General features: G+C 66.7%; 24 protein-coding genes. 13 read left to right on the forward strand and 11 right to left on the reverse strand.

The window, feature by feature from the left end; translation table 11 throughout:
• Window positions 1–655: 655 nt before the first annotated feature.
• Window positions 656–2,215 (reverse strand): acyl-CoA synthetase, encoded by a 1,560-nt coding sequence (locus ACIA8C_RS15385; RefSeq protein ID WP_397134954.1) that lies wholly within the window; start codon window positions 2,213–2,215, stop codon window positions 656–658.
• A 21-nt stretch (window positions 2,216–2,236) separates the two neighbouring features.
• Complete coding sequence (locus ACIA8C_RS15390) at window positions 2,237–3,274, reverse strand: LLM class F420-dependent oxidoreductase (protein ID WP_397134955.1); 1,038 nt, start codon at window positions 3,272–3,274, stop codon at window positions 2,237–2,239.
• Between the two features lie 142 nt (window positions 3,275–3,416).
• Here ACIA8C_RS15390 and ACIA8C_RS15395 point away from each other — a divergent pair, with 142 nt between their 5' ends.
• From ACIA8C_RS15395 to ACIA8C_RS15415, 5 genes are read left to right on the forward strand one after another with little or no spacing between them, the layout of a single operon-like run.
• The gene (locus ACIA8C_RS15395) at window positions 3,417–4,406 is read left to right on the forward strand and encodes a Zn-ribbon domain-containing OB-fold protein (RefSeq protein WP_397134957.1); all 990 of its coding nucleotides are present in this window, start codon (window positions 3,417–3,419) and stop codon (window positions 4,404–4,406) included.
• Entirely contained in the window at window positions 4,372–5,457 is a 1,086-nt protein-coding gene (locus ACIA8C_RS15400) for a thiolase domain-containing protein (RefSeq protein ID WP_397134959.1), read from the forward strand. Before ACIA8C_RS15395 ends, ACIA8C_RS15400 begins: the two co-directional genes overlap by 35 nt.
• A complete protein-coding gene (locus ACIA8C_RS15405; protein ID WP_397134961.1) occupies window positions 5,454–6,620 on the forward strand; it encodes a thiolase domain-containing protein in 1,167 nt (388 codons plus the stop codon). Before ACIA8C_RS15400 ends, ACIA8C_RS15405 begins: the two co-directional genes overlap by 4 nt.
• 5 nt (window positions 6,621–6,625) lie before the next feature.
• Window positions 6,626–7,516 carry a TIGR03619 family F420-dependent LLM class oxidoreductase gene (locus tag ACIA8C_RS15410; RefSeq protein ID WP_397135657.1) on the forward strand — a complete coding sequence of 297 codons (891 nt, stop codon included), beginning with the start codon at window positions 6,626–6,628 and terminating at the stop codon, window positions 7,514–7,516.
• The gene (locus ACIA8C_RS15415) at window positions 7,513–7,932 is read left to right on the forward strand and encodes a nuclear transport factor 2 family protein (RefSeq protein ID WP_397134963.1); all 420 of its coding nucleotides are present in this window, start codon (window positions 7,513–7,515) and stop codon (window positions 7,930–7,932) included. The genes ACIA8C_RS15410 and ACIA8C_RS15415 overlap by 4 nt, the downstream gene beginning before the upstream one ends.
• 82 nt (window positions 7,933–8,014) lie before the next feature.
• Here the strand turns inward: ACIA8C_RS15415 and ACIA8C_RS15420 are convergent, their stop codons facing one another.
• A complete protein-coding gene (locus ACIA8C_RS15420; protein ID WP_397134965.1) occupies window positions 8,015–9,316 on the reverse strand; it encodes a cytochrome P450 in 1,302 nt (433 codons plus the stop codon).
• 98 nt (window positions 9,317–9,414) lie between these two features.
• On the opposite strand from ACIA8C_RS15420, the gene ACIA8C_RS15425 reads away from it, so the two are divergent.
• Window positions 9,415–10,578 (forward strand): steroid 3-ketoacyl-CoA thiolase, encoded by a 1,164-nt coding sequence (locus tag ACIA8C_RS15425; RefSeq protein WP_397134967.1) that lies wholly within the window; start codon window positions 9,415–9,417, stop codon window positions 10,576–10,578.
• Between the two features lie 362 nt (window positions 10,579–10,940).
• Window positions 10,941–11,357 carry a helix-turn-helix domain-containing protein gene (locus ACIA8C_RS15430; protein WP_011207048.1) on the forward strand — a complete coding sequence of 139 codons (417 nt, stop codon included), beginning with the start codon at window positions 10,941–10,943 and terminating at the stop codon, window positions 11,355–11,357.
• A 302-nt stretch (window positions 11,358–11,659) separates the two neighbouring features.
• Here ACIA8C_RS15430 and ACIA8C_RS15435 read toward each other — a convergent pair whose 3' ends face one another.
• The 5 genes from ACIA8C_RS15435 to ACIA8C_RS15455 form a co-directional block, all read right to left on the reverse strand.
• Entirely contained in the window at window positions 11,660–12,670 is a 1,011-nt protein-coding gene (locus ACIA8C_RS15435) for a hypothetical protein (protein ID WP_397134969.1), read from the reverse strand.
• Entirely contained in the window at window positions 12,667–13,182 is a 516-nt protein-coding gene (locus tag ACIA8C_RS15440) for an ImmA/IrrE family metallo-endopeptidase (protein ID WP_397134971.1), read from the reverse strand. The genes ACIA8C_RS15435 and ACIA8C_RS15440 overlap by 4 nt, the downstream gene beginning before the upstream one ends.
• Before the next feature lie 11 nt (window positions 13,183–13,193).
• Window positions 13,194–14,072: a hypothetical protein gene (locus ACIA8C_RS15445; RefSeq protein ID WP_397134973.1), complete on the reverse strand. Its 879-nt coding sequence runs from the start codon at window positions 14,070–14,072 to the stop codon at window positions 13,194–13,196.
• 332 nt (window positions 14,073–14,404) lie between these two features.
• Complete coding sequence (locus ACIA8C_RS15450; RefSeq protein WP_397134975.1) at window positions 14,405–15,316, reverse strand: SDR family oxidoreductase; 912 nt, start codon at window positions 15,314–15,316, stop codon at window positions 14,405–14,407.
• 32 nt (window positions 15,317–15,348) lie between these two features.
• Window positions 15,349–16,137 (reverse strand): SDR family oxidoreductase, encoded by a 789-nt coding sequence (locus ACIA8C_RS15455; protein WP_397134977.1) that lies wholly within the window; start codon window positions 16,135–16,137, stop codon window positions 15,349–15,351.
• A 99-nt stretch (window positions 16,138–16,236) separates the two neighbouring features.
• Here ACIA8C_RS15455 and ACIA8C_RS15460 point away from each other — a divergent pair, with 99 nt between their 5' ends.
• From ACIA8C_RS15460 to ACIA8C_RS15480, 5 genes are all read left to right on the forward strand, one after another.
• The gene (locus ACIA8C_RS15460) at window positions 16,237–17,001 is read left to right on the forward strand and encodes an enoyl-CoA hydratase family protein (RefSeq protein ID WP_397134979.1); all 765 of its coding nucleotides are present in this window, start codon (window positions 16,237–16,239) and stop codon (window positions 16,999–17,001) included.
• Between the two features lie 89 nt (window positions 17,002–17,090).
• Complete coding sequence (gene ipdA / locus ACIA8C_RS15465) at window positions 17,091–17,975, forward strand: cholesterol ring-cleaving hydrolase subunit IpdA (RefSeq protein ID WP_397134981.1); 885 nt, start codon at window positions 17,091–17,093, stop codon at window positions 17,973–17,975.
• The gene (locus ACIA8C_RS15470) at window positions 17,972–18,730 is read left to right on the forward strand and encodes a CoA-transferase subunit beta (RefSeq protein WP_397134983.1); all 759 of its coding nucleotides are present in this window, start codon (window positions 17,972–17,974) and stop codon (window positions 18,728–18,730) included. The genes ipdA and ACIA8C_RS15470 overlap by 4 nt, the downstream gene beginning before the upstream one ends.
• Window positions 18,727–19,788, forward strand: coding sequence for a nitronate monooxygenase (locus tag ACIA8C_RS15475; protein WP_397134985.1), 1,062 nt, complete (start codon window positions 18,727–18,729; stop codon window positions 19,786–19,788). The genes ACIA8C_RS15470 and ACIA8C_RS15475 overlap by 4 nt, the downstream gene beginning before the upstream one ends.
• 245 nt (window positions 19,789–20,033) lie before the next feature.
• Complete coding sequence (locus ACIA8C_RS15480) at window positions 20,034–20,363, forward strand: YbjQ family protein (protein ID WP_397135659.1); 330 nt, start codon at window positions 20,034–20,036, stop codon at window positions 20,361–20,363.
• Between the two features lie 163 nt (window positions 20,364–20,526).
• On the opposite strand, the gene ACIA8C_RS15485 is transcribed toward ACIA8C_RS15480, so the two are convergent.
• From ACIA8C_RS15485 to ACIA8C_RS15495, 3 genes are read right to left on the reverse strand one after another with little or no spacing between them, the layout of a single operon-like run.
• On the reverse strand, window positions 20,527–20,658 hold the full coding sequence (locus ACIA8C_RS15485; RefSeq protein WP_397134987.1) for a hypothetical protein: 132 nt from the start codon (window positions 20,656–20,658) through the stop codon (window positions 20,527–20,529).
• 26 nt (window positions 20,659–20,684) lie between these two features.
• A complete protein-coding gene (locus ACIA8C_RS15490; RefSeq protein WP_397134989.1) occupies window positions 20,685–21,602 on the reverse strand; it encodes a 3-hydroxyacyl-CoA dehydrogenase NAD-binding domain-containing protein in 918 nt (305 codons plus the stop codon).
• Window positions 21,599–22,513, reverse strand: coding sequence for a hypothetical protein (locus ACIA8C_RS15495; protein WP_397134991.1), 915 nt, complete (start codon window positions 22,511–22,513; stop codon window positions 21,599–21,601). The genes ACIA8C_RS15490 and ACIA8C_RS15495 overlap by 4 nt, the downstream gene beginning before the upstream one ends.
• Before the next feature lie 222 nt (window positions 22,514–22,735).
• Between ACIA8C_RS15495 and ACIA8C_RS15500 the strand changes: the two genes are divergently transcribed.
• On the forward strand, window positions 22,736–23,614 hold the full coding sequence (locus tag ACIA8C_RS15500) for a LysR family transcriptional regulator (RefSeq protein ID WP_397134993.1): 879 nt from the start codon (window positions 22,736–22,738) through the stop codon (window positions 23,612–23,614).
• Window position 23,615 lies beyond the last annotated feature (1 nt).

Consider the following 23,615-nt stretch of genomic DNA (forward strand, 5'->3'; position numbering starts at 1 on the left):
GGCCGATCCGCTGGGAGGTGGGAGAGAGCACCGGCCGATCCGCTGGGAGGTGGGAGAGAGCACCGGCCGATCCGCTGGGAGGTGGGAGAGAGCACCGGCCGATCCGCTGGGAGGTGGGAGAGAGCACCGCTTTGCAGCGGGAAGGCCGCTTTGCGGCGCGAAGGTGGGCGGGGGGCCGCTTTGCGGCGGGAAGGTGGGCGGAAGCAGTCTTTTCGTAGGATCCGCAACGGATCTCGGGCATCAACACCGTCCGATCGGCTGCCCACGCTCACCGCTCACCCTTTGTGTGAGCCGCACCCCAGTACACCTGGTGTGCAGGTCACACAACCGGTGTGCTGCACTCAACTGCCCACGCATGCAACAGAATCCGCACCCTCACTCGGGATACGCACCGACTTCAGGGCCCTATTCCGAGTGCGGATCCCCAAGTGAGGGTGCGGATTTGTTGCGATCGGTTTGGGAGCGCCTGACAGGGCGTCGCAACCAGATGATCAGGGCGAAACACGACACCGCACCTCCGGCCCGAGGCAACAACCCGGTGCAGTACATGTGGTGAGCATCGAGGTGAGCCAAATGGTCGTTCCCGACCATCGACGTGAGTCAAAAGGTTGCTTTACAAGATCTTTTGGCGACCATTTGACTCACGTCGATGGGGCTAGGACGCGGGGACGTAGCGTTCGCGGAGTTTGCGCTTGTAGAGCTTGCCGTTGGGGTCTCGGGGGAGTTCGGGGAGGTAGTCGACGGACTTTGGCATTTTGTATTTCGCCAATTGGGTTGCGGCGAAGGCGAGTAGTTCGGCGGTGAGGTCGGGGGTGCCTTCGATGCCCTCGGCGGGTTGGACTACGGCCTTGACCTCGGCGCCCCAATCCGGGTGCGGGATACCGAAGACCGCTACGTCGGCGACCTTCGGGTGGGTGACCAGCACGTTTTCGATCTCGGCCGGGTAGATGTTCACGCCGCCGGACAGGATCAGGTCGGAGCGGCGGTCGTGCAGGTACAGGTAGCCGTCCTCGTCGAGGTGGCCGATGTCGCCGACGGTGAACAGGTCACCGACGCGGGAGTCCTCGGTCTTGGCTTTGTCGTGGTGGTATTCGAAACTCGAAGCGCCCATCCGCATGTAGACGAGGCCGGGCTCACCGGCGGGCACCTCGGTGCCGTCCTCTTCGCTGAGCACCTTGATCACCGACCACGGCCACGCCTTGCCGACCGAGCCAGGCTTTTGCAGCCACTCGGTCCCGTTGATCACCGTGCCGCCGCCCTCGGTGGCCGCGTAATACTCGGTGACGGTCGGGCCCCACCAGTCGAGCATCTTCCGCTTGGTCTCCTGCGGGCACGGTGCGGCGCCGTGAATCATGCTGCGCAGGGAGGACACGTCGTACTTGGCGCGCACCTCTTCCGGCAGCGCAAGCAGGCGGTGGAACTGGGTCGGCACCATGTGGCTGTGCGTCACCCGGTACTTGTCGATCAGCCGCAGCATGTCCTCGGCGTCCCAGCGATCCATCAGAATGAGCTTGTGCGCCAGCTGAATCGAGATGGTCGCATAGTTCAGCACCGCGGTGTGATAGAGCGGCGAGCCACAGATGTGCACGTGGTTGTCGTAGGGCGCCAGGTCGAACAAGCCGAAGAACGCCATCGTATGCGGCGGAACGACATCCGGGTCGGCGCCGGTGAGCGGGCGGCGAACGCCCTTGGGCCGTCCGGTGGTGCCGGAGGTGTAGAGCATCGGCGCGCCGGTGCTGCGGTCGGCCGGTCGCCCGGTATCCGCGGCACCCAGCCAGGCCACCGACTTGAAGCCCTCGATCTCGCCTACCGAGAAACGCGCCGCAGCAGGCAATTTCGCCTCGTCGGCGGCGGCCTTACCGGTGGCGGCGAAACGATCGCTGACCAGGAAAGCCTTGGCCTCGCTGTCCTGCAGGATGTAGGCGACCTCGGGGCCGGTGAGGTGCCAGTTCACCGCGACGATGTACAGCCCGGCCTGGTACGCCGCGAAGTAGGCGGCGATCGCCTCGACGCAGTTGTGCACCATGCTCACCAGCACATCGCCGGTTTCCAGGCCGAGCCCGCGCAGGCCGGTGGCATAGCGGTTGGCGAGCGTGGCCAATTCGCGATATGTCACCTCCCGGCCCGCCGGATCGACCATGGCGATCCGATCGGGTTCGGCTTCGGCGATGTTCCAGAGACCGAGAATTTTTACTGACTCCTGCGTCGACGTCACTCTTTGAATCTAGAACGTGTTCTACATATCGACAAGGGGTGCGAGCCGACGTAAATGTTCGACATCCGGAGCCGACACCAACATCATGGTGACGCCGGCCGCCGACCAGACGCCGAGTTGCTTACGAACATGCTCCTCGTCACCGATGATCGCCGTATCCAGAATCATTTCGTCCGGCACCACGGCCGCCGCCTCGGCCTTCTTGCCCGCCATGAACAGCCTGCCGATCTCGTCGACCTCGCGCTCGTAACCCATCCGCCGATAGACCTGCGCGTGGAAATTCTGCTCCGGCGCACCCATGCCGCCGATGTAGAGCGACATGATCCAGCGCATCCTTTCCAGCTCGCTCGCCGCGTCGTCGGTGATCACCACCTGACAGCTCGCGGCGATCTCGAAGTCCTCGCGCGAGCGGCGCGCGCCGGCCCTGGCGAAACCCTCGTCCAGCCAGTCGTTGTACATGTTCGCCAGCCGCGGCGCGTAGTAGATCGCCAGCCACCCGTCGGCGATCTCCGCGGTCAGCGCCACATTCTTCGGGCCTTCCGCGCCGAGCCAGATCGGCAAATCCGCACGTAGCGGATGCACGATCGGCTTGAGCGGCTTGCCGAGTCCGGTCGACCCCGGACCGGTGTAGGGCAACGGGTAATTCGGCCCGTCATTGGTGACCGGCGCCTGTCGCTCCAGGATGCGCCGGATGATCCCGACGTATTCGCGGGTGCGCTGCAGCGGTTTGGCGAAAGGCTGCCCGTACCAGCCCTCCACCACCTGCGGCCCGGACACCCCGAGCCCGAGGATGGCCCGGCCGCCGCTGAGATGATCCAGCGTGAGCGCGTGCATCGCGGTCGCGGCGGGCGTGCGGGCCGACATCTGCACCACCGAGGTACCGAGCCGTACCCGCTCCGTCGATGACCCCCACCAGGTCAGCGGGCCGAATGCGTCCGATCCCCACGATTCCGCGGCGAATACCGCGTCGAACCCGGCGTCCTCGGCCGCGGCCACCAACTCCCCCGCATGCTGCGGCGGCTGCGCCATCCAGTACCCGAGTTGCAGTCCGAACTTCATGGAACACCCTTTCCGAGACAACTGCTTGCCAGCAGAATAAGAACCTGTTCTACTCGACATTGTGACTCAGGGGAATACTGCATCCGGCGTAATCGCGGATGAGAGAGGGGCGAAATTGAACACAGCTTCGCGCAGCGATTCCATGAGGGGTGGCGGTCGGGCGGCGGGTGGGCACGCCGTGCCCGATGTGCTCAGCGCGCCCCTTCGGGTGCGATTCGACTACACCCGGTCCGTTGGACCGACGATCGGCAACTTCCTGACCAACCTGCGCGCCCGCAAGCTCGTCGGCGTGCGCGGGTCGGACGGGCGGGTACTGGTGCCGCCGCCGGAATACGATCCGGTGACCGCCGAACCGCTCACCGAATTCGTCGACGTCGCCGATACCGGCACCGTCGAATCGTGGACCTGGGTGCGCGAACCGCTGCCCGGCCAGCCGTTCGACCGGCCGTTCGCGTGGGCGCTCATCCGGCTGGACGGCGCCGACACCGCGCTGCTGCACGCCGTCGACGTCGCCACGCCCGACGACATCCAGACCGGCCAGCGGGTGACCGTCCGATGGGCCGCCGAGACCACCGGCAGCATTCACGACATCGCCTGCTTCGTGCCCGGCGAAAAGTCCGGCGCACCAGCCGAGGTCGCCGCCGATGGCGACCCGATCACCGTGATCACCACGCCGGTCGACCTCAGCTACAACCACACCGCTTCCCCGCAGGAGACCGTCTACCTGCGCGGATTGGCCGAAGGCAAGCTGCTCGGCGGCCGCACCGACGCCGCGGGCAAGGTGTATTTCCCGCCGCGCGGCGCCAACCCGACCGACGGGCGGCCCACCGATGAGGTCGTCGAGCTGCCCGACCACGGCACGGTCACCACGTTCTGCATCGTGAACGTGCCGTTCCTCGGTCAGCGGATCAAGCCGCCGTATGTCGCGGCCTATGTGCTGCTGGACGGCGCGGATATCCCGGTGCTGCACCTCGTACTCGGTTGCGAGGCAAGCGAAGTGCGCATGGGCATGCGGGTGGAAGCGGTATGGAAGCCGCGCGAGGAGTGGGGCTTCGGGTTGGAGAACGTGGACCATTTCCGCCCCACCGGCGAGCCCGATGCCGAGTACGACACCTACAAGCACCACCTCTGAGAGGCGAACGTTGACTGACAACGCCACCGACATCGCGGTCGTGGGATTCGCCCACGCGCCGCACGTGCCGGAAACCTTCGGCACCACCAATGGTGTGGAGATGCTGGTGCCCTGCTTCCAGCAGCTCTACAGCCAGCTCGGCATCAACAAGTCCGACATCGACTTCTGGTGCTCCGGCTCCTCCGATTACCTTGCTGGGCGGGCTTTTTCGTTCATCTCGGCGATCGACGCGATCGGTGCGGTGCCGCCGATCAACGAGTCGCACGTGGAGATGGACGCCGCATGGGCGCTGTACGAGGCGTGGGTGAAACTCCGCTCGGGACAGGCGAAGACAGCGCTGGTGTACGGCTTCGGCAAGTCGTCGGCGGGCACGCTGCGCCAGGTGCTCACCATGCAGCTCGATCCGTACCTGGTGGGCCCGCTGTGGCCGGATGCGTGGTCCATCGCGGGCCTGCAGGCCAGAGCCGGGCTCGACGCGGGCCGCTGGACCGAACGCGATATGGCTGCGGTGGCCGCGGGCGACGGCGACGGCGACGTCGAAAGTCTGCTCAACGCACCTTATGTTGCCGACCCGCTGCGCGCCCACGACGTCGCGCCGATCACTGACGGCGCGGCCGCCATCGTCCTCGCGGTCGGCGACCGGGCGCGCGAACTCTGCGAGCGACCGGCATGGATCACCGGCATCGCGCACCGGGTGGACACCCCGGTGCTCGGCGCGCGCGACCTCACCGTCTCGCCGTCTACTTCGGCTGCGGCGCAAGCGGTTACCGGTGGCGACACCACCTTCGACATCGCCGAACTGCACGCGCCGTTCAGTCATCAGCAGTTGATCCTCGCCGAGGCGATCGGCCTGAAGAACGGCACGAAGGTGAATCCGTCGGGTGGTGCGCTCGCCGCGAACCCGATGTTCGCCGCCGGGCTGGAGCGAATCGGCTTCGCGGCCAAGGCGATCATGGCGGGCTCGGCGAATCGGGCACTCGCCCACGCGACAAGCGGCCCTGCGTTGCAACAAAACCTTGTGGCAGTAATTGATTCGGAGGCGAGCCGATGAGCTTCCCGGCCGCGGTGCTCGGCACCGGACAAACCCATCACGTGACGAAAAGAACCGATGTATCGATGGCGGGCATGTGCCGCGAAGCCATCGATCGCGCGCTCGAGGACGCCGGTCTCACCATCGCCGACATCGACGCGGTGGTCGTCGGCAAGGCGCCGGATCTGTTCGAGGGCGTCATGATGCCCGAGCTGTATCTGGCGGATGCGTTGGGCGCCACCGGAAAACCACTGCTGCGGGTGCACACCGCAGGCTCGGTCGGCGGCTCCACCGGCGTGGTCGCCGCCAATCTGGTGCAGGCCGGGGTGCACAAGCGGGTGCTCGCCGTCGCCTGGGAGAAGCAGTCGGAGTCGAATGCCATGTGGGCGTTGTCGATTCCGGTGCCCTTCACCATGCCGGTCGGCGCGGGCGCGGGCGGATACTTCGCGCCGCACGTGCGCTCCTACATCCGGCGATCGAACGCGCCCAGCCATATCGGCGCGATGGTCGCGGTCAAGGATCGCCGCAACGGTGCCAAGAACCCCCTCGCACACCTGAAACAGCCTGACATCACCCTGGAATCGGTGCTGGCCTCGCAAATGCTGTGGGACCCCATCCGTTTCGACGAGACCTGCCCGTCCTCCGACGGCGCGTGCGCCGTGGTGATCGGCAACGAGGAGGCGGCGACCGCGGTCGAGGCCGCAGGCAAGAAGGTCGCCTGGGTGCACGGCACCGCGATGCGCACCGAGCCGACCACCTTCGCAGGCCGCGATCAGGTCAACCCGCAGGCCGGGCAGGACGCGGCCGCCGCGCTGTGGAAGGCCGCGGGCATCACCGACCCGCTCAACGAGATCGACGTGGCCGAGATCTACGTGCCGTTCTCCTGGTTCGAGCCGATGTGGCTGGAAAACCTGGGCTTCGTGCCGCAGGGTGACGGCTGGAAACTCACCGACAAGGGCGAAACCGAGATCGGCGGCATTCTGCCGGTCAACCCGTCCGGCGGCGTGCTCTCCTCCAACCCGATCGGCGCGTCCGGACTCATCCGGTTCGCCGAGGCGGCCAAGCAGGTCATGGGTCGCGCCGGTGCCTGCCAGGTCGACGGCGCGCGTAAGGCCTTCGGTCACGCGTATGGCGGCGGGTCCCAGTACTTCTCGATGTGGGTTGTCGGGTCGGACAAGCCATGAGCGCGCTGCAGTTCACCCTCGGTATCGCGTTGAGCCCGCTGGACCAGCTGCCGGAGCTTGCGAAAACCGCTGAGGAGTGCGGGTTCTCGTCGATCGCGCTGCCGGACTCGCTGTTCTATATGAAGTCCGCGGCCGCGAAATACCCGTACACCGCCGACGGCAGCAGGTTCTGGGGGCCGGAGACGCCATGGGTCGACCCGCTCATCGGGGCGACCGCCATGGCGGTAGTGACCAGCCGAATCCGGTTCTACACCAACGTGCTCAAGCTGGGTTCGCGCAACCCGCTGCTGCTCGCCCGCCAGGTCGGTTCGGTGGCCAATCTTTCCGGCAACCGCTTCGGCTTCGGTGTCGGGATCGGCTGGGCACCTGAGGAATTCGAGTGGTGCGGGGTGCCGTACGCGCGCCGCGGTGCCAGGGTCGACGAGATGATCGAGGTGATCAAGCTGGTCCTCGGCGGCGGCATGGTCGAATTCCACGGCGAGTTCTTCGATTTCGATGAGCTGCAGGTAAGTCCTGCACCGACTGAGCCGGTGCCGTTCTACATCGGCGGGCACACCGAGGCGGCGCTGCGCCGCGCCGCCAGGGTCGGTGACGGCTGGACCTCGGCGATGATGACCTACGAAGAACTGTGCGGCACCATCGGCAAGCTCGACGCGTTGCGCGCCGAATTCGGCCGCGGCGATGAGCCGTTCGAGATCCAGGCGGTGTGCGTCGACCGGTTCGGCCGGTCGGGCTATCAGGATCTAGCGAACGCGGGCGTGACCGACGCGATCGTGGTGCCCTGGCTCTTCGACGGTATCGGCTTCGACGGCGAACTCGCCGCCAAACAGGACTCCCTGCGGCGCTTCGCCGCCGCGAACATCGAAGATCCGATTGTCGCGGAGGTATCGGCATGACAACCACAACCGACCATCCGGCCCGGACCGCCGGGCTCGCCTCGCAGGCCGCGGTGCGAGCCAGGGACAAGGCGGCGTGGGTCGAACTGTTCGCCGAGGACGGCATCGTCGAAGACCCCATCGGCCCTTCGGGTTTCGACCCCGAGGGCAAGGGTCATCGGGGCAAGGAGGCGATCGCGGCGTTCTGGGAAAAGGCGATCGCGCAGACCGAGTCGATCGAGTTCCTGTTCGGCGACTCGTTCGCCTGCGGAAACGAGATCGCGTTCACCGGCACCATCCGCAGCACGCTTGGTGGCCATCAGATCGACGCCGACGGCGTGTTCACCTACCGGGTCGATGACAACGGCAAAATCGCTGCGCTGCGGGCATTTTGGGAAGTCGACCGCGCGATGGCCACCGCGAAGAAGATCGGCTGATCCCGGAACCAACGGGCGAAGGGCCCTCGAACCGGAGTGGGGACTACCGGTGCGAGGGCCCTTTTCGTCGATACCGCCTGCGTCAGTGCGCGACCGGGCAGGTCTTGAAATCGACCGGGAATTCCTTGATGCCGTTGAGCCAGCCGGACCGCAGCCGCTTCGGGTCACCGATCTTGGTGATATCCGGCAGGTGATCGGCGATGGCGTTGAAGATCAGGTCGATCTCGAGCCGGGCCAGGTTCGCGCCGACACAGAAGTGCGCGCCGGTGCCGCCGAAGGACACGTGCTGGTTGTCCTTTCGCAGGATGTCGAACTGCTCCGGGTTCTCGAACACCTCGTCGTCGAAGTTGGCCGACCGGTACAGCATCACCAGCCGCTGGCCCTTCTTGATCTGCACCCCACCGAGTTCGGTGTCCGCCAACGCCGTCCGCTGGAACGAAATGATCGGAGAGGCCCACCGGATGATCTCATCGACAGCGGTCGCCGGACGCTCCTTCTTGTACAACTCCCACTGATCGGGGTTGTCCAGGAAGGCCATCATGCCGTGGGTGATCGCGTTGCGCGTCGTCTCGTTCCCCGCCACCGCGAGCAGGATCACGAAGAAGCCGAACTCCTCCGGCGTCAGCTGATCGCCGTCCACGTCGGCCTCGACCAGCTTGGTGACGATGTCGTCGGCCGGACAGGCCTTGCGGTCGGCCGCCATTTGGTAGGCGTAGCCGAGGATTTCGGCGGACGAGGCGACCGGGTCGACGTCGATGTCCGGGTCGTCGTAGCCGGTCATCTCGTTCGACCAGGTGAAGACCTTCATCCGGTCCTCCTGCGGGATGCCGATCAGCTCGGCGATCGCCTGCAGCGGCAGCTCGCACGCGACCTTGGCGACGAAGTCACCGGACCCGGATTCGGCTGCGGCCTTGACGATCTCGTGGGCCCGGGCCGAAAGTTCGGCGCGCAGACCGTTTATCGCGCGCGGGGTGAAACCGCGGGAGATGATTTTGCGCAGTTTCGTGTGTTCCGGAGCGTCCTTGTTGAGCAGGACGAATCGCTGCAGTTCGATCTGCTCGCGGGTGATGTCGTCGTTGAAGCGCGGGATGGCGGTGTTCTCGAAGGTGGAGAACACCTCGCCGCGCCGCGACACCTCTTTGACGTCGGCGTGCTTGCTGACCACCCAGAAGCCCTCGTCACGGAAGCCACTGACCTCGACCGGCTGCGGATTCCACCAGACCGGGGCGGTGCGGCGCAGCTCCGCGAATTCCTCGACCGGAATCCGCTCCGCGTAGATGTCGGGGTCTGTGACGTCGAATCCGTCCGGCAGATTCGGCCGGACATTCCGAGGGTCTACCACCAGATGTCTCCTTCGACAAACTGAAACACGTTCTATAATCATTGAAGCATAGGCGGCCGGATCAGGAAAGAAACCGGACAGAACCGCCCAGCAACTACGTGAACTCGTTTCAGTTTTCTGTCTCAAACGAAAGGTTGGACATGGGCACACCCGTCATCGTCGAGGCCGCTCGAACCCCCATCGGCAAGCGCGGCGGCTGGCTGTCCGGCCTGCACGCCGCCGAACTGCTCGGCCTCGCCCAGCGCGGACTGCTCGAGCGCGCGCACCTGGATCCGGCACTGGTCGAGCAGGTCATCGGCGGCTGCGTCACCCAGGCCGGCGAACAGTCCAACAACGTGACCCGGGTGGCCTGGCTGCATGCCGGACTGCCCTGGCAGGTCGGCGCGACCACCATCGACGCGCAGTGCGGCTCGGCGCAGCAGGCCAATCACCTCATCGCCGGACTCATCGCGACCGGCGCGATCGACATCGGCGTCGCGTGCGGCGTCGAGGCGATGAGCCGAGTTCCGTTGGGCGCCAATGTCGGCGAGCACGCCGGGCCGCGCAGGCCCGCGTCATGGAACATCGACCTGCCGAATCAGTTCGAGGCGGCCGAGCGGATTGCCAAGCGGCGCGGCATCACTCGCGCCGACGTCGACGAGTTCGGCGCGCGCTCACAGCGGCTGGCCGGACAGGCGTGGGCCGAGGGCCGCTTCGACCGCGAGGTACTCACCGTCACCGCGCCCGCGGTCGACAAGGCGGGAAACCTGACCGGCGAGAAGCTGGACGTGGCACGCGACCAAGGCCTGCGCGAGACGACGGCCGAGGGACTGGCAAAGCTGAAGCCGGTGTTGGAAGGAGGGATCCACACAGCGGGCAGCTCGTCGCAGATCTCCGACGGCGCGGCCGCGGTGCTGCTGATGGACGAAAAGGCCGCGCAGCGAGCCGGATTGCGGCCGCGCGCGCGGATCGTCACCCAGGCGCTGGTCGGTTCGGAGCCGGAGTTCCATCTGGACGGCCCGGTGCAGGCCTGCTCGCGCCTGTTGGAGCGATCGGGTATGACCATCTCCGACATCGATCTCTTCGAAATCAATGAGGCGTTCGCCTCGGTGGCGTTGTCGTGGGCCTCGGTGCACCGGCCGGACATGGACCGGGTGAACGTCAACGGCGGCGCGATCGCGATCGGCCATCCGGTCGGCTCGACCGGATCCCGGCTCATCACAACGGCTTTGCACGAGCTGGAGCGAACCGGCCGCAGCACCGCCATGGTGCTGATGTGTGCCGGTGGCGCATTGGCGACAGGGACCATCATCGAACGGATTTAGGGCCTTCGACCCCCGGAAACGGGATTGTTGAACGTTCATCCCCCAGGCCCCGAAACGTGTCGTACGCCACATGTCCGCCTCGACTTGCAACTAGATGAGACGTCAGCTATCTTTCCGCTATCAGGACCGTATCGGGGAAGACCTCCGCGACGGGCCAGAACCGGTCCGTACCTCGGCTTCTCGAGAGCCGTTGGGGTGACCCGCAAACGCGACGGTCCCAGTACCTTCGCCGGACCGGCACCTAGAAGCTTCAAGGAAATCCGGAATCAGGCGTAGGTTTTCAGTTACTGAGCCGCTAATATCAATGATACGTATCCGAGATAACGACTGTTAGTACAGCGAAGGGAATTGGGCGGCTCACAATGGCTGATTTCGCGGCGCGGCTGAACAAGCTGTTCGAAACCGTGCATCCCCCGGGGCGTAAGCCGCACACCAACGCGGAGGTTGCGGCTGCGCTGACTGCCTCCGGACATCCGATCTCGAAACCGTACCTGTCGCAGTTGCGGTCGGGACAACGGACGAACCCGTCCGATGAGACGGTGGCCGCCCTGGCGAAGTTCTTCAAGGTCAAGCCGGACTACTTCTTCAACGACATCTATGCCGCCAAGATCGATCATGATCTGGAGTTGCTGTCCCAGCTGCAGGGCTACGGACTGCGACGGCTGTCGAGTAGAGCGTTCGACCTGTCCGAAGAATCTCAGAACCTACTCACGTCTATGGCGGAGAAGTTGCGAGCGAGTGAAGGCTTGCCCGAAATTCCTCCGGATGGCACCGAATAGGTTCGCTTGCACGACAAGCACAGTGCGGCCCTCCGGGTCGCACTGTGCTGTGTTATGTGTGCATCCAATGTGGAGCGCGAGACAGGCATGCCCGGAAAAATAGGGGCGGGCCCTGTCAAGGCCTCTGACGTTGTCCCGATCACCGCCGGATGCACGAACATTCGACAAACTTGGAACTAGCTCGCACGCAAGTTTTCCCCGGACAACTGATTTCGACTCAGCCGAATCCGGCACCACTGTCCCGGACTACAGATCTAGTGGCACTCAGCAGGGCCCTGAATACGCGCCAGACCCCTTCGCGCTCAATTTCGGACGTGCTCCAGCGATGTCGCGTCATACGCCTTGGCGATCGCCTGGACCCAGCCGCGCGGACTAATCCCCTCCGGCGGAGCAATCCACCGTGCGTCGACCGCCACATCGCCCAACGGGTTTCTCGCCCACTGCGCCACGGTGTCGGCACGGTCGGCCACCGAACGCGGTGGCGGTGCCACCATAGCGAGCACCACACCGCCGCCCGACTGCAGATAAAGCGCGTCCATGATCTGCGCCACTTGGTCGGAGGCCTTCAGCTGAGTCGACGTGCCGGTCTGGTCGTGCGCGACCACCTCGGGGAAGCGACCGATCATGACGCGGTGCAGCAGCCGAATCTGGCGCAGCAGCACCCGCGCTCGCACCCACAGCTCCACCACGATCCAGACCGCGCCGAACGCGACGAGCAGGCTCGCGATCTCCCACGCCTGCCATGCCCAGTTCGGCTGGACCGGCGGCACCGGCGCCGCGCCGGTGAACGCGCGCCGGATCTCCAGCACCGCGAGCACCGCGACGACCGCGGATCCGGTGGTGTAGATCGCGATACCGCGACCGAGCGTGGTCCAGTCGAGGTTGCGCAGGCCGGTGATGACGATGAACACCGCGCCGAACGCGACGACCTCCCAGCCGAAGGTGAACGACCAGGCGATGGCCGCGGCCACCGTCACCAGACCGATGCTGTAGATCACCATGGCGACCTGACGCAGGTTCTGCCGGGAGACGACCGGCCAGGCGGCCGAGGCGACCACCGAGGTGGCCGTCACGAAGGCGATCCAGGCCGACACCACCACCCCGTCGGACAGCCAGCCCGCGTGCACGCCGTGCGGGCGCAGGTTGTCGATGGCGACCGCGATCTCGGGGACCGCGACGGTGGCGGCCAGCGCGACGGCGGCGACCGCGACCACGATGGCCACCCGGGCCGTCGTCGCGGGCTTGACCAGCACGCGCCCCACGCGCGCGCCGGCCGCCATCCAGACCAGTAGAGCCGTCAACCAGAGGGTCATCCCAGAGCCTCATCGAATCGAAGGACCGAGACGCCTGCGCCACGGCTGTTGAACACGCGGAGCCGGGTCATCAACATGGCGGCGAAGGTCTCGGCCTCCCACTCGGCGAGCTCGTCCGCGCCGTCGTCGACGATCTGCTGGTGCGCCCGCTGGCTCAGCATGTAGGCGATGAGATCGTCGCTGGCTTCTAGCGTCACCTCGGGCGCTGGTGCGCCCTCGTGGTTGAACACGATGTGCCCCAACTCATGTGCGAGGGTGTGTTCCCGGCTCGGCAGTGACTGGGCGAGCACGATCACGTCGCGATCGGGGTAGAGCCTGCGCTGACCGCACACTCCCGGCCCCAAATCCGCACTGGCGATTTCGATTTCGCGATGCCGCTCGCTCGCGATGGCGAGCACCACCTCGTCGAGGGTGGTGGCATCGGAGTCCGCGGCCACAGCGCACACCGCATCGACGGCCGCCGCCACCCGCCGATAGGACCGCGAGCTGTTCTGAGTCTTGCTATCGCTCATGCCAGCACCCCTCACGGCCTCGGGAAGAACATGGCACGGGCGGCGTCGACTCGGGCCTGCGCGGCCGAGGCACCCTGGAAACTCACTGCGCCGGAACCGGCTCCGGCCAACCCGAGGGCGAGCAGGCCGCCGATCACCGACAGCAGTTTGGGTTTGGGGAGGCCGTCGTTGGCGCTGGTCGGGCGCACGTCGGGGTTCGGCTTGGCGGGTGCCGCCAGCACCGGGGCGGGCGGTGCGGGCGGAGGCGGTGGCACCGCGGCAGGAGCCGCCGCCGGGGCAGGCGCGAGCACCGGGAGCCCTGGGATGCTCGGCAGGACGGGAGCGGGCACCGGCGGGACCGCGATGGGCGGCAGCGCCGGCGGGGCGGGCGGCGCGGGGATCGGGATCAACAGCAACAGCAACGGGGCAGCCGAACCGACCGCCGCAGAACCGACTGCGGCCGAACCCACTGCGGCAGAACCGGTTGCGGCCGAACCGACACCCGCAGAGCCGACTCCGGCAGAACCGACACCCGCGGAACCGACACCGGCCGATCCAACGCCCGCGGACCCGACGGCAGCCGAACCTGTTGCGCCGACACCGATTCCGGCGGAGCCCACGGCGGCGGAGCCCGTCGCCAACGCGCCGACTCCGGCCGACCCGGTGGCACCGAGCGCGGCCGAACCGGTACCGAGGAGGATGCCGAGCCCTGCCGAGCCGGAACCGAGCGTCAGGCCGAGTCCGGCGGAACCGGTACCGAGTACCGCGCCAAGCCCGGCGGAACCAGCGGCGCCCGCCGCGGCCGAGCCACCGGCAGCCGCGGAACCGGCAGCGGCGGAGCCAGCCGCGGCGGAACCGGCAGCGGCCGACCCGGCAGCCGAGCCCGAACCGATCGCGGGGTTGGTCGGCACCGCACTGACATCTGAGGGCTGACCGGGCACCGACAGTGGGTGCCAGGGATCTCCGGTGTCATAGGGCGGCGGAGCGGGGTCTACGGCGCATGCTGGACAGCGCGCCGAGGGCTGCGCTTCGGCCGCTACCGGGCCGAGTAGCGCAAAGCCGGCCACAGTCCCAGCTACTGCGACCACACGGAACGTGCGACCAACGGCCATGCGCCGAGCCTTCCCCTCATTCGTAAAGCGCAGATCTCACCCGGTCGCGACTCTCACACGGGACTTTTAACGGATGGGGGCCATAGTAAACCCCTATCGTCAGGTGCGCAGGAAGAAGGTCGGAAGCCCGATCAGGCCCCGTACACCGGTTCGGGCGGCATCCCCTTGGCAATCAGGTCAGCTACCACCGGGCCTAGTTCGGCAGGCGACCACCTGGCACCGCGGTCGACCGCGACACCGTGCCGCCACCCGTCGGCCAGCGCCACTTTTCCGCCCTCGACCTCGAACATGCGTCCGGTGACCGCCGCGGATTGCGCGCTGCCGAGCCAAACGACCAGCGGTGAAATGTTCTCCGGAGCCATCGCGTCGAAGCCGTCCTCCGGCCGCGCCATACTGTCGGCAAACACCGTTTCGGTCATCCGCGTGCGGGCCGCGGGTGCGATGGAATTCACAGTGACGCCGTAGCGGCCGAACTCCGCGGACGCGGTCAGCGTCAGTCCCGCGATGCCCGCCTTGGCCGCGCCGTAGTTGCCCTGGCCGACGCTGCCCTGCAGGCCCGCGCCGGAACTGGTGTTGATGATGCGGCCGTCGACCGGGCGGCCCGCCTTGGACTCGCCGCGCCAGTACTCGATCGCGTGCCGCATGGTGACGAAGTGGCCCTTGAGGTGCACGCGGATCACCGCGTCCCACTCGTCCTCGCCGAGGTTGACCAGCATCCGGTCGCGGACGAAGCCCGCGTTGTTGACCAGCACGTCCAGGCCGCCGAAGGTGTCCACGGCCTGCCGGATAAGTCGTTGGCCGCCTTGCCAATCCGCGACATCGTCGCCATTGGCCACGGCGCTGCCGCCGAGCGCCTCGATCTCCGCGACGACCTGTTCGGCGGGGGTCTCGCCGGTCGCGGCGCCGTCGAGCGCCGAGCCGAGGTCGTTGACCACCACGCGCGCCCCGGCCGCGGCGAAGGCGAGCGCGTGCGCGCGCCCGATGCCGCGGCCCGCGCCGGTGACGATGACGGTGCGGCCTGCGCAGATCTGCTCGGTGTCCATAGCTGTGTCCTCTTCGTGTGTGTCCGTTTTATTCAGGACTGCTGGCCGATGGCCGCGGTGGACGCGGCCAGGAAGGCCGGGCGCTCGCCACCGCCGTGCACCAGCAGGGCGGCTCCGCTGACGTACCCGGCCAACGGCGAGGCGAGGAAGACGGCGCAGCGGCCAACGTCATCCGGCTCGGCCATCCGGCCGAGCGGAATGGTCTGCCCCACCGCGTCGATGCCCGCCTGGTCGCCGTAGTGCAGTTGGCTCTGTTCGGTGACAACGGGACCGACGACGAGCGAGTTGACCCGCACCTTCGGCGCCCATTCGACGGCGAGTGACGAGGTCAGGCTGTCCATCCCTGCCTTGGCGGCGCCGTAGGCGGCCGTGCCCGGCGACGGACGGTGACCGCTGACGCTGGAGATGTTGACGATCGAGCCGCCGTCCGGCTGCTGCTGCATGACCGCGTTCGCGGTCTGGGAAACCAACAGCGGGGCAAGCAGATTCAGCTCGATGATCTTTGCGTGGAAGTTCTTGCTCGCGGTGGCGGCGAGGGCGAACGGGGCGCCGCCCGCGTTGTTGACCAGGTGGTCGAGCCGACCGTGCCGCTCGACGACCGCATCGATCAGCGCGCGCACCGCGTCGGCGTCGCGAATATCACAGGACCGGAATTCGATGGTTCGGCCGTCGGCCTCGATCGGTGCGTCGCCTGGCCGCCGTGCGCAGGCGATCACGGTCGCACCCGCCGCGAGAAACGCCCTGCTCACGCCGGCACCCACGCCGCGGACGCCGCCGGTCACCAGAACGACGCGGTCGGCCAGATCGATTTCGAGTGCCACCGTGCTAACCTACCAAGCAACTGCTTGCTTTGCCAATGCTGAGCTCAGGCCGGGCCGGGTCGATACGACGGGCCGCGGCCTACATGAAGGGATAGGGCGATGGGGATCAACCGTCACTCCGAATCAACCGGCATCACCGTGGTCACGGTCGACTATCCGCCGGTCAACGCCATACCGACGGACGGCTGGTTCGAGATCGCCGACGCCGTCCGGGAGGCGGGCCGGGACAAGGAAACGCGAGTCGTGGTGCTGCGCGCCGAGAATCGCGGTTTCAACGCTGGCGTCGACATCAAGGAGATCCAGAGCAAGCCGGGTCATCAGGCGCTGATCGACGCGAATCATGGCTGCTTCGAGGCATTCGCGGCGGTGTACGACTGCCCGGTGCCGGTGATCGCGGTGGTGCAGGGCTTCTGCCTCGGCGGCGGGATCGGCCTGGTCGGCAACGCCGACGTCGTAATCGCCTCGGACGACGCCACTTTCGGTCTGCCCGAGGTGGACCGCGGCGCGCTCGGCGCGGCCACCCACCTGTCCCGGCTGGTGCCGCAGCATCTGATGCGGGCCCTGTTCTACACCGCGAGCACCATCACCGCGCAGCAGTTGCAGCACTTCGGCTCGGTGTATCAGGTGGTGCCGCGCGCCGAACTCGACGCCGCGGCAATGGAAGTCGCCAAGAACATCGCGGCCAAGGACGGCCGGGTGATCCGGGCGGCGAAGCGGGCGCTCAACGGCATCGATCCGCAGGACGTGCACCGCAGTTACCGATACGAACAGGGATTCACCTTCGAACTCAATCTCGCCGGTGTCGCCGACGAGATCCGCGCCCGGTTCGACGACGATCTGGCCGCGCGTAAGTCCGAGCAGTAACGGCGGCGTGAGCGCAGGCCCGGAGGCGGCAGCCTGCGTAACCACGAAGGGACCGGGAACGCCGCCAATCAGACACGGAGCGGAAAGTCATGCGAGACAAGCGAATGTCGCTCGACGAGGTCGTCGGCGAGTTGCGCAGCGGAATGACCATCGGGATCGGCGGCTGGGGGTCGCGGCGCAAGCCGATGGCGCTGGTGCGGGCCATCTTGCGGTCGGATATCACCGACCTGACGGTGGTCAGTTACGGCGGCCCGGATCTGGGACTGTTGTGTTCGGCGGGCAAGGTGCGCAAGGCGTATTACGGCTTCGTGTCGCTGGACTCGGCGCCGTTCTACGATCCGTGGTTCGCGCACGCCAGGACCTCGGGCGCGCTGGTGGCGCGAGAGATGGACGAGGGCATGCTCAAGTGCGGGCTGGAGGCGGCCGCGGCACGGTTGCCGTTCCTGCCGATCCGGGCCGGGCTCGGCTCGGATGTGCCGAACTTCTGGGACGGTGAATTGCGCACGGTCGCTTCGCCTTACCCGGATGCCGAGGGACAAACCGAGACCTTGATCGCGATGCCCGCGCTCAATCTCGATGCGGCGCTGGTGCATCTGAATATCGGTGACCGGCACGGCAATGCCGCCTACACCGGCGTAGACCCGTATTTCGACGACCTGTACTGCCTGGCCGCCGAACGGCGCTACGTGTCCGTCGAGCGGATCGTAGAGACCGACGAGCTGGTGAAAACCGTTCCACTGCAATCGCTGCTGCTCAATCGGATGATGGTCGACGGTGTCGTCGAGGCACCCAACGGCGCGCACTTCACCCTGGCCGGGGACAGCTACGGACGAGACGAGAAGTTCCAGAAGCACTATGTGCAGTCGGCGAAGACACCCGAGGCGTGGCAGCAGTTCGTCGACAAGTATCTAGCCGTCTCCGAGGACGAGTACCAGGCGGCCGTGCGCGAGTTCGCACAGGAAGGTTCGCGATGACAACCACCGAGACCATTACCCGCGCCGAAGTGTGCGCGGTCGCCTGCGCGGAGATCTTCAGTGGCGCAGGCGAAATCATGGCCAGCCCGATGTCGCCGATGTCGATCATCGGCGCCCGCCTCGCCAAACTGACCACCGAACCCGATCTGCTGATCTCCGACGGTGAGGCGCTGCTTTTCGCCGACACTCCCCCGCTCGGCGGCAAAGCACCGATCGAGGGCTGGATACCGTTCCGACGCGTCTTCGATGTGGTCGCCTCCGGCCGGCGGCACGTGGTGATGGGCGCCAACCAGATCGACCGGTACGGCAATCAGAACCTGTCCGCGTTCGGCGCGCTGCAGCGACCGACCCGGCAGATGTTCGGCGTCCGCGGCGCACCGGGCAACACGATCAATCACGCGACCAGCTACTGGGTTTCGCGACACACCAACCGGGTGTTCACCGAGAAGGTCGACATCGTCTCCGGCGTCGGCTACGACAAGGTCGACCCGGCCAACCCCGCCTTCCGGTTCCACCACCTGCACCGAGTGGTCACCAACCTGGGCGTCTTCGACTTCGAGGGACCCGACCACACCATGCGGGCCCGCAGCCTGCACCCCGGCGTCACCGCCGCCGAGGTCGCCGAGAACACCTCGTTCGAAATCCACGGACTAGCCGACGCCGGAGCATCCCGGCTGCCCACCGCCGAGGAACTGCGGCTGATTCGGGACGTGCTGGATCCCAAGAAGATTCGCGAAACCGAGGTACCGGCATGACCGGCCGGTTGCGGACACCGCTGACCGAGCTGGTCGGCATCGAGCACCCCGTGGTACAGACCGGTATGGGTTGGGTGGCCGGCCCCAGCCTGGTCGCGGCTACCGCCGAGGCGGGTGGTCTCGGCATTCTGGCCTCGGCGACCATGACCTATCCGGAGCTCGAAGCGGCGATCGCGAAGACCAAGGCGCACACCACGAAACCGTTCGGCGTGAACATCCGCGCCGACGCTTCGGACGCGGTCGAGCGCATCGATCTGCTGATCCGGGAAAAGGTGGCGGTCGCGTCGTTCGCGCTCGCGCCCAAGCAGGACCTCATCGCCAAGCTGAAAGACGCAGGCGTGGTGGTTATTCCGTCGATCGGCGCGGCCAAGCACGCGGTGAAGGTTGCGGCGTGGGGCGCCGACGCGGTGATCGTGCAGGGCGGCGAGGGCGGCGGGCACACCGGTCCGGTGGCAACCACCCTGCTGCTGCCGTCGGTGCTGGACGCGGTCGATATCCCGGTGGTCGCCGCGGGTGGCTTCTTCGACGGTCGCGGCCTGGCCGCGGCGCTGGCCTACGGTGCGGCGGGCGTCGCGATGGGCACCCGCTTCCTGCTCACCCAGGAGAGCACCGTGCCCGACGCCGTCAAACAGGAGTACCTGCGCAGGCAGCTGCAGGACACCGTGGTCTCCACCAAGGTCGACGGCATGCCGCATCGAGTGCTGAACACCGAATTGGTGCAGCGCCTCGAACATTCGGGCCGCACCCGCGGGCTGACCGCGGCGGTGGCCAATGCCGCCAAGTTCAAGAGCATGACCGGCATGAAATGGTCCACTCTGGTTCGTGACGGACTGAGCATGCGAAAGACCAAGGACCTCAGCTGGTCTCAGGTCGTGATGGCCGCCAATACGCCGATGTTGTTGCGCGCCGGTCTGGTCGAGGGCAACACCAAGGCCGGGGTGCTCGCCGCCGGTCAGGTCACCGGCATCATCGAGGATCTGCCGACCTGTCGGGAACTCATCGACCGCATTGTCACCGACGCGGTCGCCCGGATCGAAGCGCTGCAGAAGAACCTCTGAGCCAACGCCGCGAATGCCCCGGCCCAGGGAGCGGGGCATTTCGCGGTGCGCACTACCGGTACTCACCCGCACGCGCAAGCCGGGCAAACCGCGGTCGCAGCGCACCGCGCCGTGCCCGTAGCATCCCGCTCATGAACCAGCCGATGCCCCCGCAACAGCCGCACTATCCGCAGCAGCAGCCCGGATACCAGCAGCAACCGCCGCCGGGGTACCAGCAGCAACAGCAGCCTGGTCCGCAGTTCCCCATCCTCGTCTCCACGATGAACGACGTACCTGGCCACCGGGTCGTCCGGGTGTTCGGCGAAGTAGCGGGCCTGACCGTGCGCAGCCGCGGCATCGGCTCCAACCTCGCCGCGGGCTTCCGCTCGCTCGGCGGCGGCGAGATCACCGAATACACCCAGCTCCTCTACCAGTCCCGGCACGAGGCGATCATGCGAATGTGTCAGCACGCCATGTCTTTCGGCGCCAACGGCATCCTCGCCATGCGCTTCGACTGCAACGAGATCGCCAACACCATGAGCGAGGTCGCGGCCTACGGAACGGCGGTGCTGCTCGAGCCCGCCGACAAGGCCTGAGTTACGCGGGGAGCCATTCCGGCCGGCTGGAGCCACGGGGTTCCAGCCCGAAGCGGTACTGCCCTGGCGTCCGCGACATCCGCACTTGCTCGGTTACGCCCTGGTACCGGCCCGCAGGTCCGTCCACCACAACTTCCGATCATCGGGGTGGTGAACGACTGGATCATGCCTTGGCCAGCAATTCGCTCTTCGGCCAGACCGGGCCGTGGGCCGATCGCGTCGGGTTCGACCAGAACGCCGATTCGAGCGTGGCCGAAACGTACTCCTTGTCGAAGTCGCGACCGGGGATGACCATCCTGGAGGGCAGTCTCGACGCTCCTCTCAGACGCTCGGGCTCGTGTAGACGGCTGGTCGGTCGTCGACTTTTGCCAGAGCTTCGAGTACCGCGTTCGTGCGGCGATCGCGCTTGGCTACCAGGCGCCGATAGTTCTGTTCGCCGGAACCGTATGTGCCCTCGATGTTTTCGATGAGTTCCGCCATCGCCTCGGGCTCCGACGACGGCTTGCCCGCCTCGATCTTGCCGACTTCCGCGCCGACCCCGGCGAACAGATGCCGTGCCCCACCGGGCCCACCACCGAGGACATTGCCCTCGAAGAGGCCGATGGTGGCCCAGCGCAGACCGATAGAGTTCTGCAGGATGGTGTCGAGATCCTCGACGCTGACCACACCGGACTGCACCAGATAGGTCGCCTCGCTGCTCAGCACCTTCTGTAGCCGGTTGGCCACGAATCCGGGGAGTTCCTTACGGATCACAACCGGCACGCGGTCGAGCTCGGTGTACAGCGCGACGGCGCGGGTGACGGTCGATTCGTCGGTCTTCTTGCCGGGCAACACCTCTACGAGCGGCATGAGCTCGGGCGGATTGAAGGGGTGCCCAACCACGATGCGGCCTGCGTTGTCCAGCTCTGCCGCGATCAGGGACGCGGTGATCGACGAGCTGGAAGTGGCCAGCACCGCGTCGGCGGGTGCGGCACGCAGAATCTCGGCGAAAATCTGTTGCTTGACGGGCAGCCGCTCGGGGCCGTTTTCCTGGACCAGATCGGCGTCTTTCACAGCCTCGGCCAAGTCCGCGGTCCAGGACACGCGATCGTCCTTGCCGAATTCGGACTCGACGAGCTCGCCGAGGTCGGGACGCGGGTCGGTGATCGTCACCCGCCAGCCGTGCCGGTGGGCCAGCCGGGCCCAGGACAGACCGATAACGCCCGCGCCGACCACGGCCATGGTGCGTTGAGTGCTCATTGGACACCTACGATTCCGGTCAGTGGCTGATCCTCGAATTTCGCGATGACGCTGTCGGATGAGCCGTCCAGGGCCACCGCGCGAACGCTGCCGCCGAGGTCGGTGACATAGGCGAAACCTGCCTCGATATCGACGGCAAGCCCGATGGCCTCGGCGAAGCCGCGGGCCAGTATTTCCGGCGCACCGCCGGACTCGCCGCGCGCTGGAATCGGCGCGCGATTGAGCGTGTTACCCGCTGGCTCCGCGCCACGATCGGTCCAGTAGAGGTAATGGTTCGCGGTGTCGAGCCAGAGGTCGATCGGCTCGGGCAGGTGTTCCCACAGCACCTCGATATCGGTGCGGGTTGGCGCCGTCTGTCCTTCCGGCATAACAAGATTCGCGCGGAAGATGCGCCCGCGTCCGCCCTTGGCCGGGCCTTTCTGGGTCCAGTACAGCGCGTTCCCGGCCGGGTCGACGGCGACGCCGACGCATTCCTCGGCCTTGTCTCCGGTCGAGGTATTGACCACCAGATCGGTGAGTCCGGTGCCGTCGAGGGCGGTCCGGCTCACTCGGCGACCTTCGCGGTCACTCCAATAGAGTTGTCCGGCAACAAAATCCGCGTCGAGTTGCTTGCCGGTGGTCAACGCGCCCGCCGGAAGAACCTGTCTGCGATCGGTGCCGTCGAGTGCGGCGGACTCGACCGAACCGTTCTTCGGCGAGAAGTCGACGTTATCTTCGTCGACGGGAAGGGCGGGATCGACATCGGGCGCACCCATGGTGGTCCAGTAGATGCGGCCGGCGACTCGGTCGTAGGCGATGCCGTCGGGAACCGGGCCTGCGTCGCGGACAACCGTCGTGACGGACGCGTCGGTCAGATCGATGCGGTCGATGGTGTTGTGCGCGAGGTTGAGCACCAATAACGCCTGGAACACGAGGCACCTCCGTGGTGTTGCCGCCTGCTCAGCGGGTCGACTTCCACGCTAATTCGATAGATCAGCTAACGGAATTACCATGTTCCACAGTGTGATTATGTCCAGGTCGATAACAATCGGAAACGGCGTCTAGCTGCGACTTTATGACATTGGGCCGAATTGTCGGAAATGCCGGAGCTACCAACCGAATCACGACCTGGTCAGATAGCTACCATGTCGCAAATGGAGATCTACCATCTGCGCTACTTCCTGACCGTCGCCAGAGAACTGAGTTTCACCAAGGCGGCCCAAGCGTTGCAGATGTCGGTCCCACCGCTCAGCCAGCGCATCAAAGCGCTCGAAACCGAACTCGGCGCGGCCCTGTTCGACCGATCGACCCGGCACGTCCGGCTGACCCCGACCGGCGAGCGGCTGGTGCCACTGGCCCTGTCCATCGTCACCGACTTCGACGCGCTGCCCGGCCGGCTGACCACACCCAACGTTGCGACGATCGACGTGCGCTTCGCCATCCCGGAACTGCTCGGCGCCGACATCAGCCACCGGCTCACCACCGCGATGACCGACCTGGCCGCCGACTACACCTTCTCGCTGGAGCAGCTGCGCTCGGCCGACATCGGGGCGAGCCTGCGCAGCAACCACATCGACCTCGCCCTCTCGCACATCCCGTCCTCCGGATCGGGGGTCGAATCCGTTGTCATCGCCACCGACTCGATGGGCGTCCTGGTCGATGCCACCCTGTTCGCCGGACGAACCTCGTTGCGAGTGGCCGACTTACGCGGTTTCACCCACATTCAGGGCCCCAAACATTGGGAACTCACCCTCGGCGACCGAACGCGGGCCGCCCTGTCCGGCGCGGGCATCAGCGCGGGCAGAGGCCGTTTCAAGACGGTCGACGGCATGCTGATGATGCTGCGCCAAACCCGCGCCTTCATCATCGCCCCCTTCGATTCCGAGGGCCTGCACGCCGTCGACCGAACCGAGTTCCGCTTCCTCCCCGTCGAAGACCTGAACCTCGACGTCAGCACCGCCCTACTCTGGCGCGCCGACGCCCCCCGGTTCACCCGGCTCGCCGCCGACCTCGCCGCACGACTATCCGGCTAGC

The organism is Nocardia sp. NPDC051321, from assembly GCF_044455225.1.
Classification (GTDB): Bacteria; Actinomycetota; Actinomycetes; order Mycobacteriales; family Mycobacteriaceae; genus Nocardia.

Coding starts and splice junctions, on each gene's coding strand:
- ACIA8C_RS15390 (WP_397134955.1), bottom strand. CDS start 3,274: ATGAAGTTCGGACTGCAACTCGGGTACTGGATGGCGCAGCCGCCGCAG.
- ACIA8C_RS15395 (WP_397134957.1), top strand. CDS start 3,417: ATGAGGGGTGGCGGTCGGGCGGCGGGTGGGCACGCCGTGCCCGATGTG.
- ACIA8C_RS15400 (WP_397134959.1), top strand. CDS start 4,372: ATGCCGAGTACGACACCTACAAGCACCACCTCTGAGAGGCGAACGTTG.
- ACIA8C_RS15405 (WP_397134961.1), top strand. CDS start 5,454: ATGAGCTTCCCGGCCGCGGTGCTCGGCACCGGACAAACCCATCACGTG.
- ACIA8C_RS15415 (WP_397134963.1), top strand. CDS start 7,513: ATGACAACCACAACCGACCATCCGGCCCGGACCGCCGGGCTCGCCTCG.
- ACIA8C_RS15420 (WP_397134965.1), bottom strand. CDS start 9,316: ATGATTATAGAACGTGTTTCAGTTTGTCGAAGGAGACATCTGGTGGTA.
- ACIA8C_RS15425 (WP_397134967.1), top strand. CDS start 9,415: ATGGGCACACCCGTCATCGTCGAGGCCGCTCGAACCCCCATCGGCAAG.
- ACIA8C_RS15430 (WP_011207048.1), top strand. CDS start 10,941: ATGGCTGATTTCGCGGCGCGGCTGAACAAGCTGTTCGAAACCGTGCAT.
- ACIA8C_RS15435 (WP_397134969.1), bottom strand. CDS start 12,670: ATGACCCTCTGGTTGACGGCTCTACTGGTCTGGATGGCGGCCGGCGCG.
- ACIA8C_RS15440 (WP_397134971.1), bottom strand. CDS start 13,182: ATGAGCGATAGCAAGACTCAGAACAGCTCGCGGTCCTATCGGCGGGTG.
- ACIA8C_RS15450 (WP_397134975.1), bottom strand. CDS start 15,316: ATGGACACCGAGCAGATCTGCGCAGGCCGCACCGTCATCGTCACCGGC.
- ACIA8C_RS15460 (WP_397134979.1), top strand. CDS start 16,237: ATGGGGATCAACCGTCACTCCGAATCAACCGGCATCACCGTGGTCACG.
- ipdA (WP_397134981.1), top strand. CDS start 17,091: ATGCGAGACAAGCGAATGTCGCTCGACGAGGTCGTCGGCGAGTTGCGC.
- ACIA8C_RS15470 (WP_397134983.1), top strand. CDS start 17,972: ATGACAACCACCGAGACCATTACCCGCGCCGAAGTGTGCGCGGTCGCC.
- ACIA8C_RS15475 (WP_397134985.1), top strand. CDS start 18,727: ATGACCGGCCGGTTGCGGACACCGCTGACCGAGCTGGTCGGCATCGAG.
- ACIA8C_RS15485 (WP_397134987.1), bottom strand. CDS start 20,658: ATGGTCATCCCCGGTCGCGACTTCGACAAGGAGTACGTTTCGGCCACG.
- ACIA8C_RS15490 (WP_397134989.1), bottom strand. CDS start 21,602: ATGAGCACTCAACGCACCATGGCCGTGGTCGGCGCGGGCGTTATCGGT.
- ACIA8C_RS15500 (WP_397134993.1), top strand. CDS start 22,736: ATGGAGATCTACCATCTGCGCTACTTCCTGACCGTCGCCAGAGAACTG.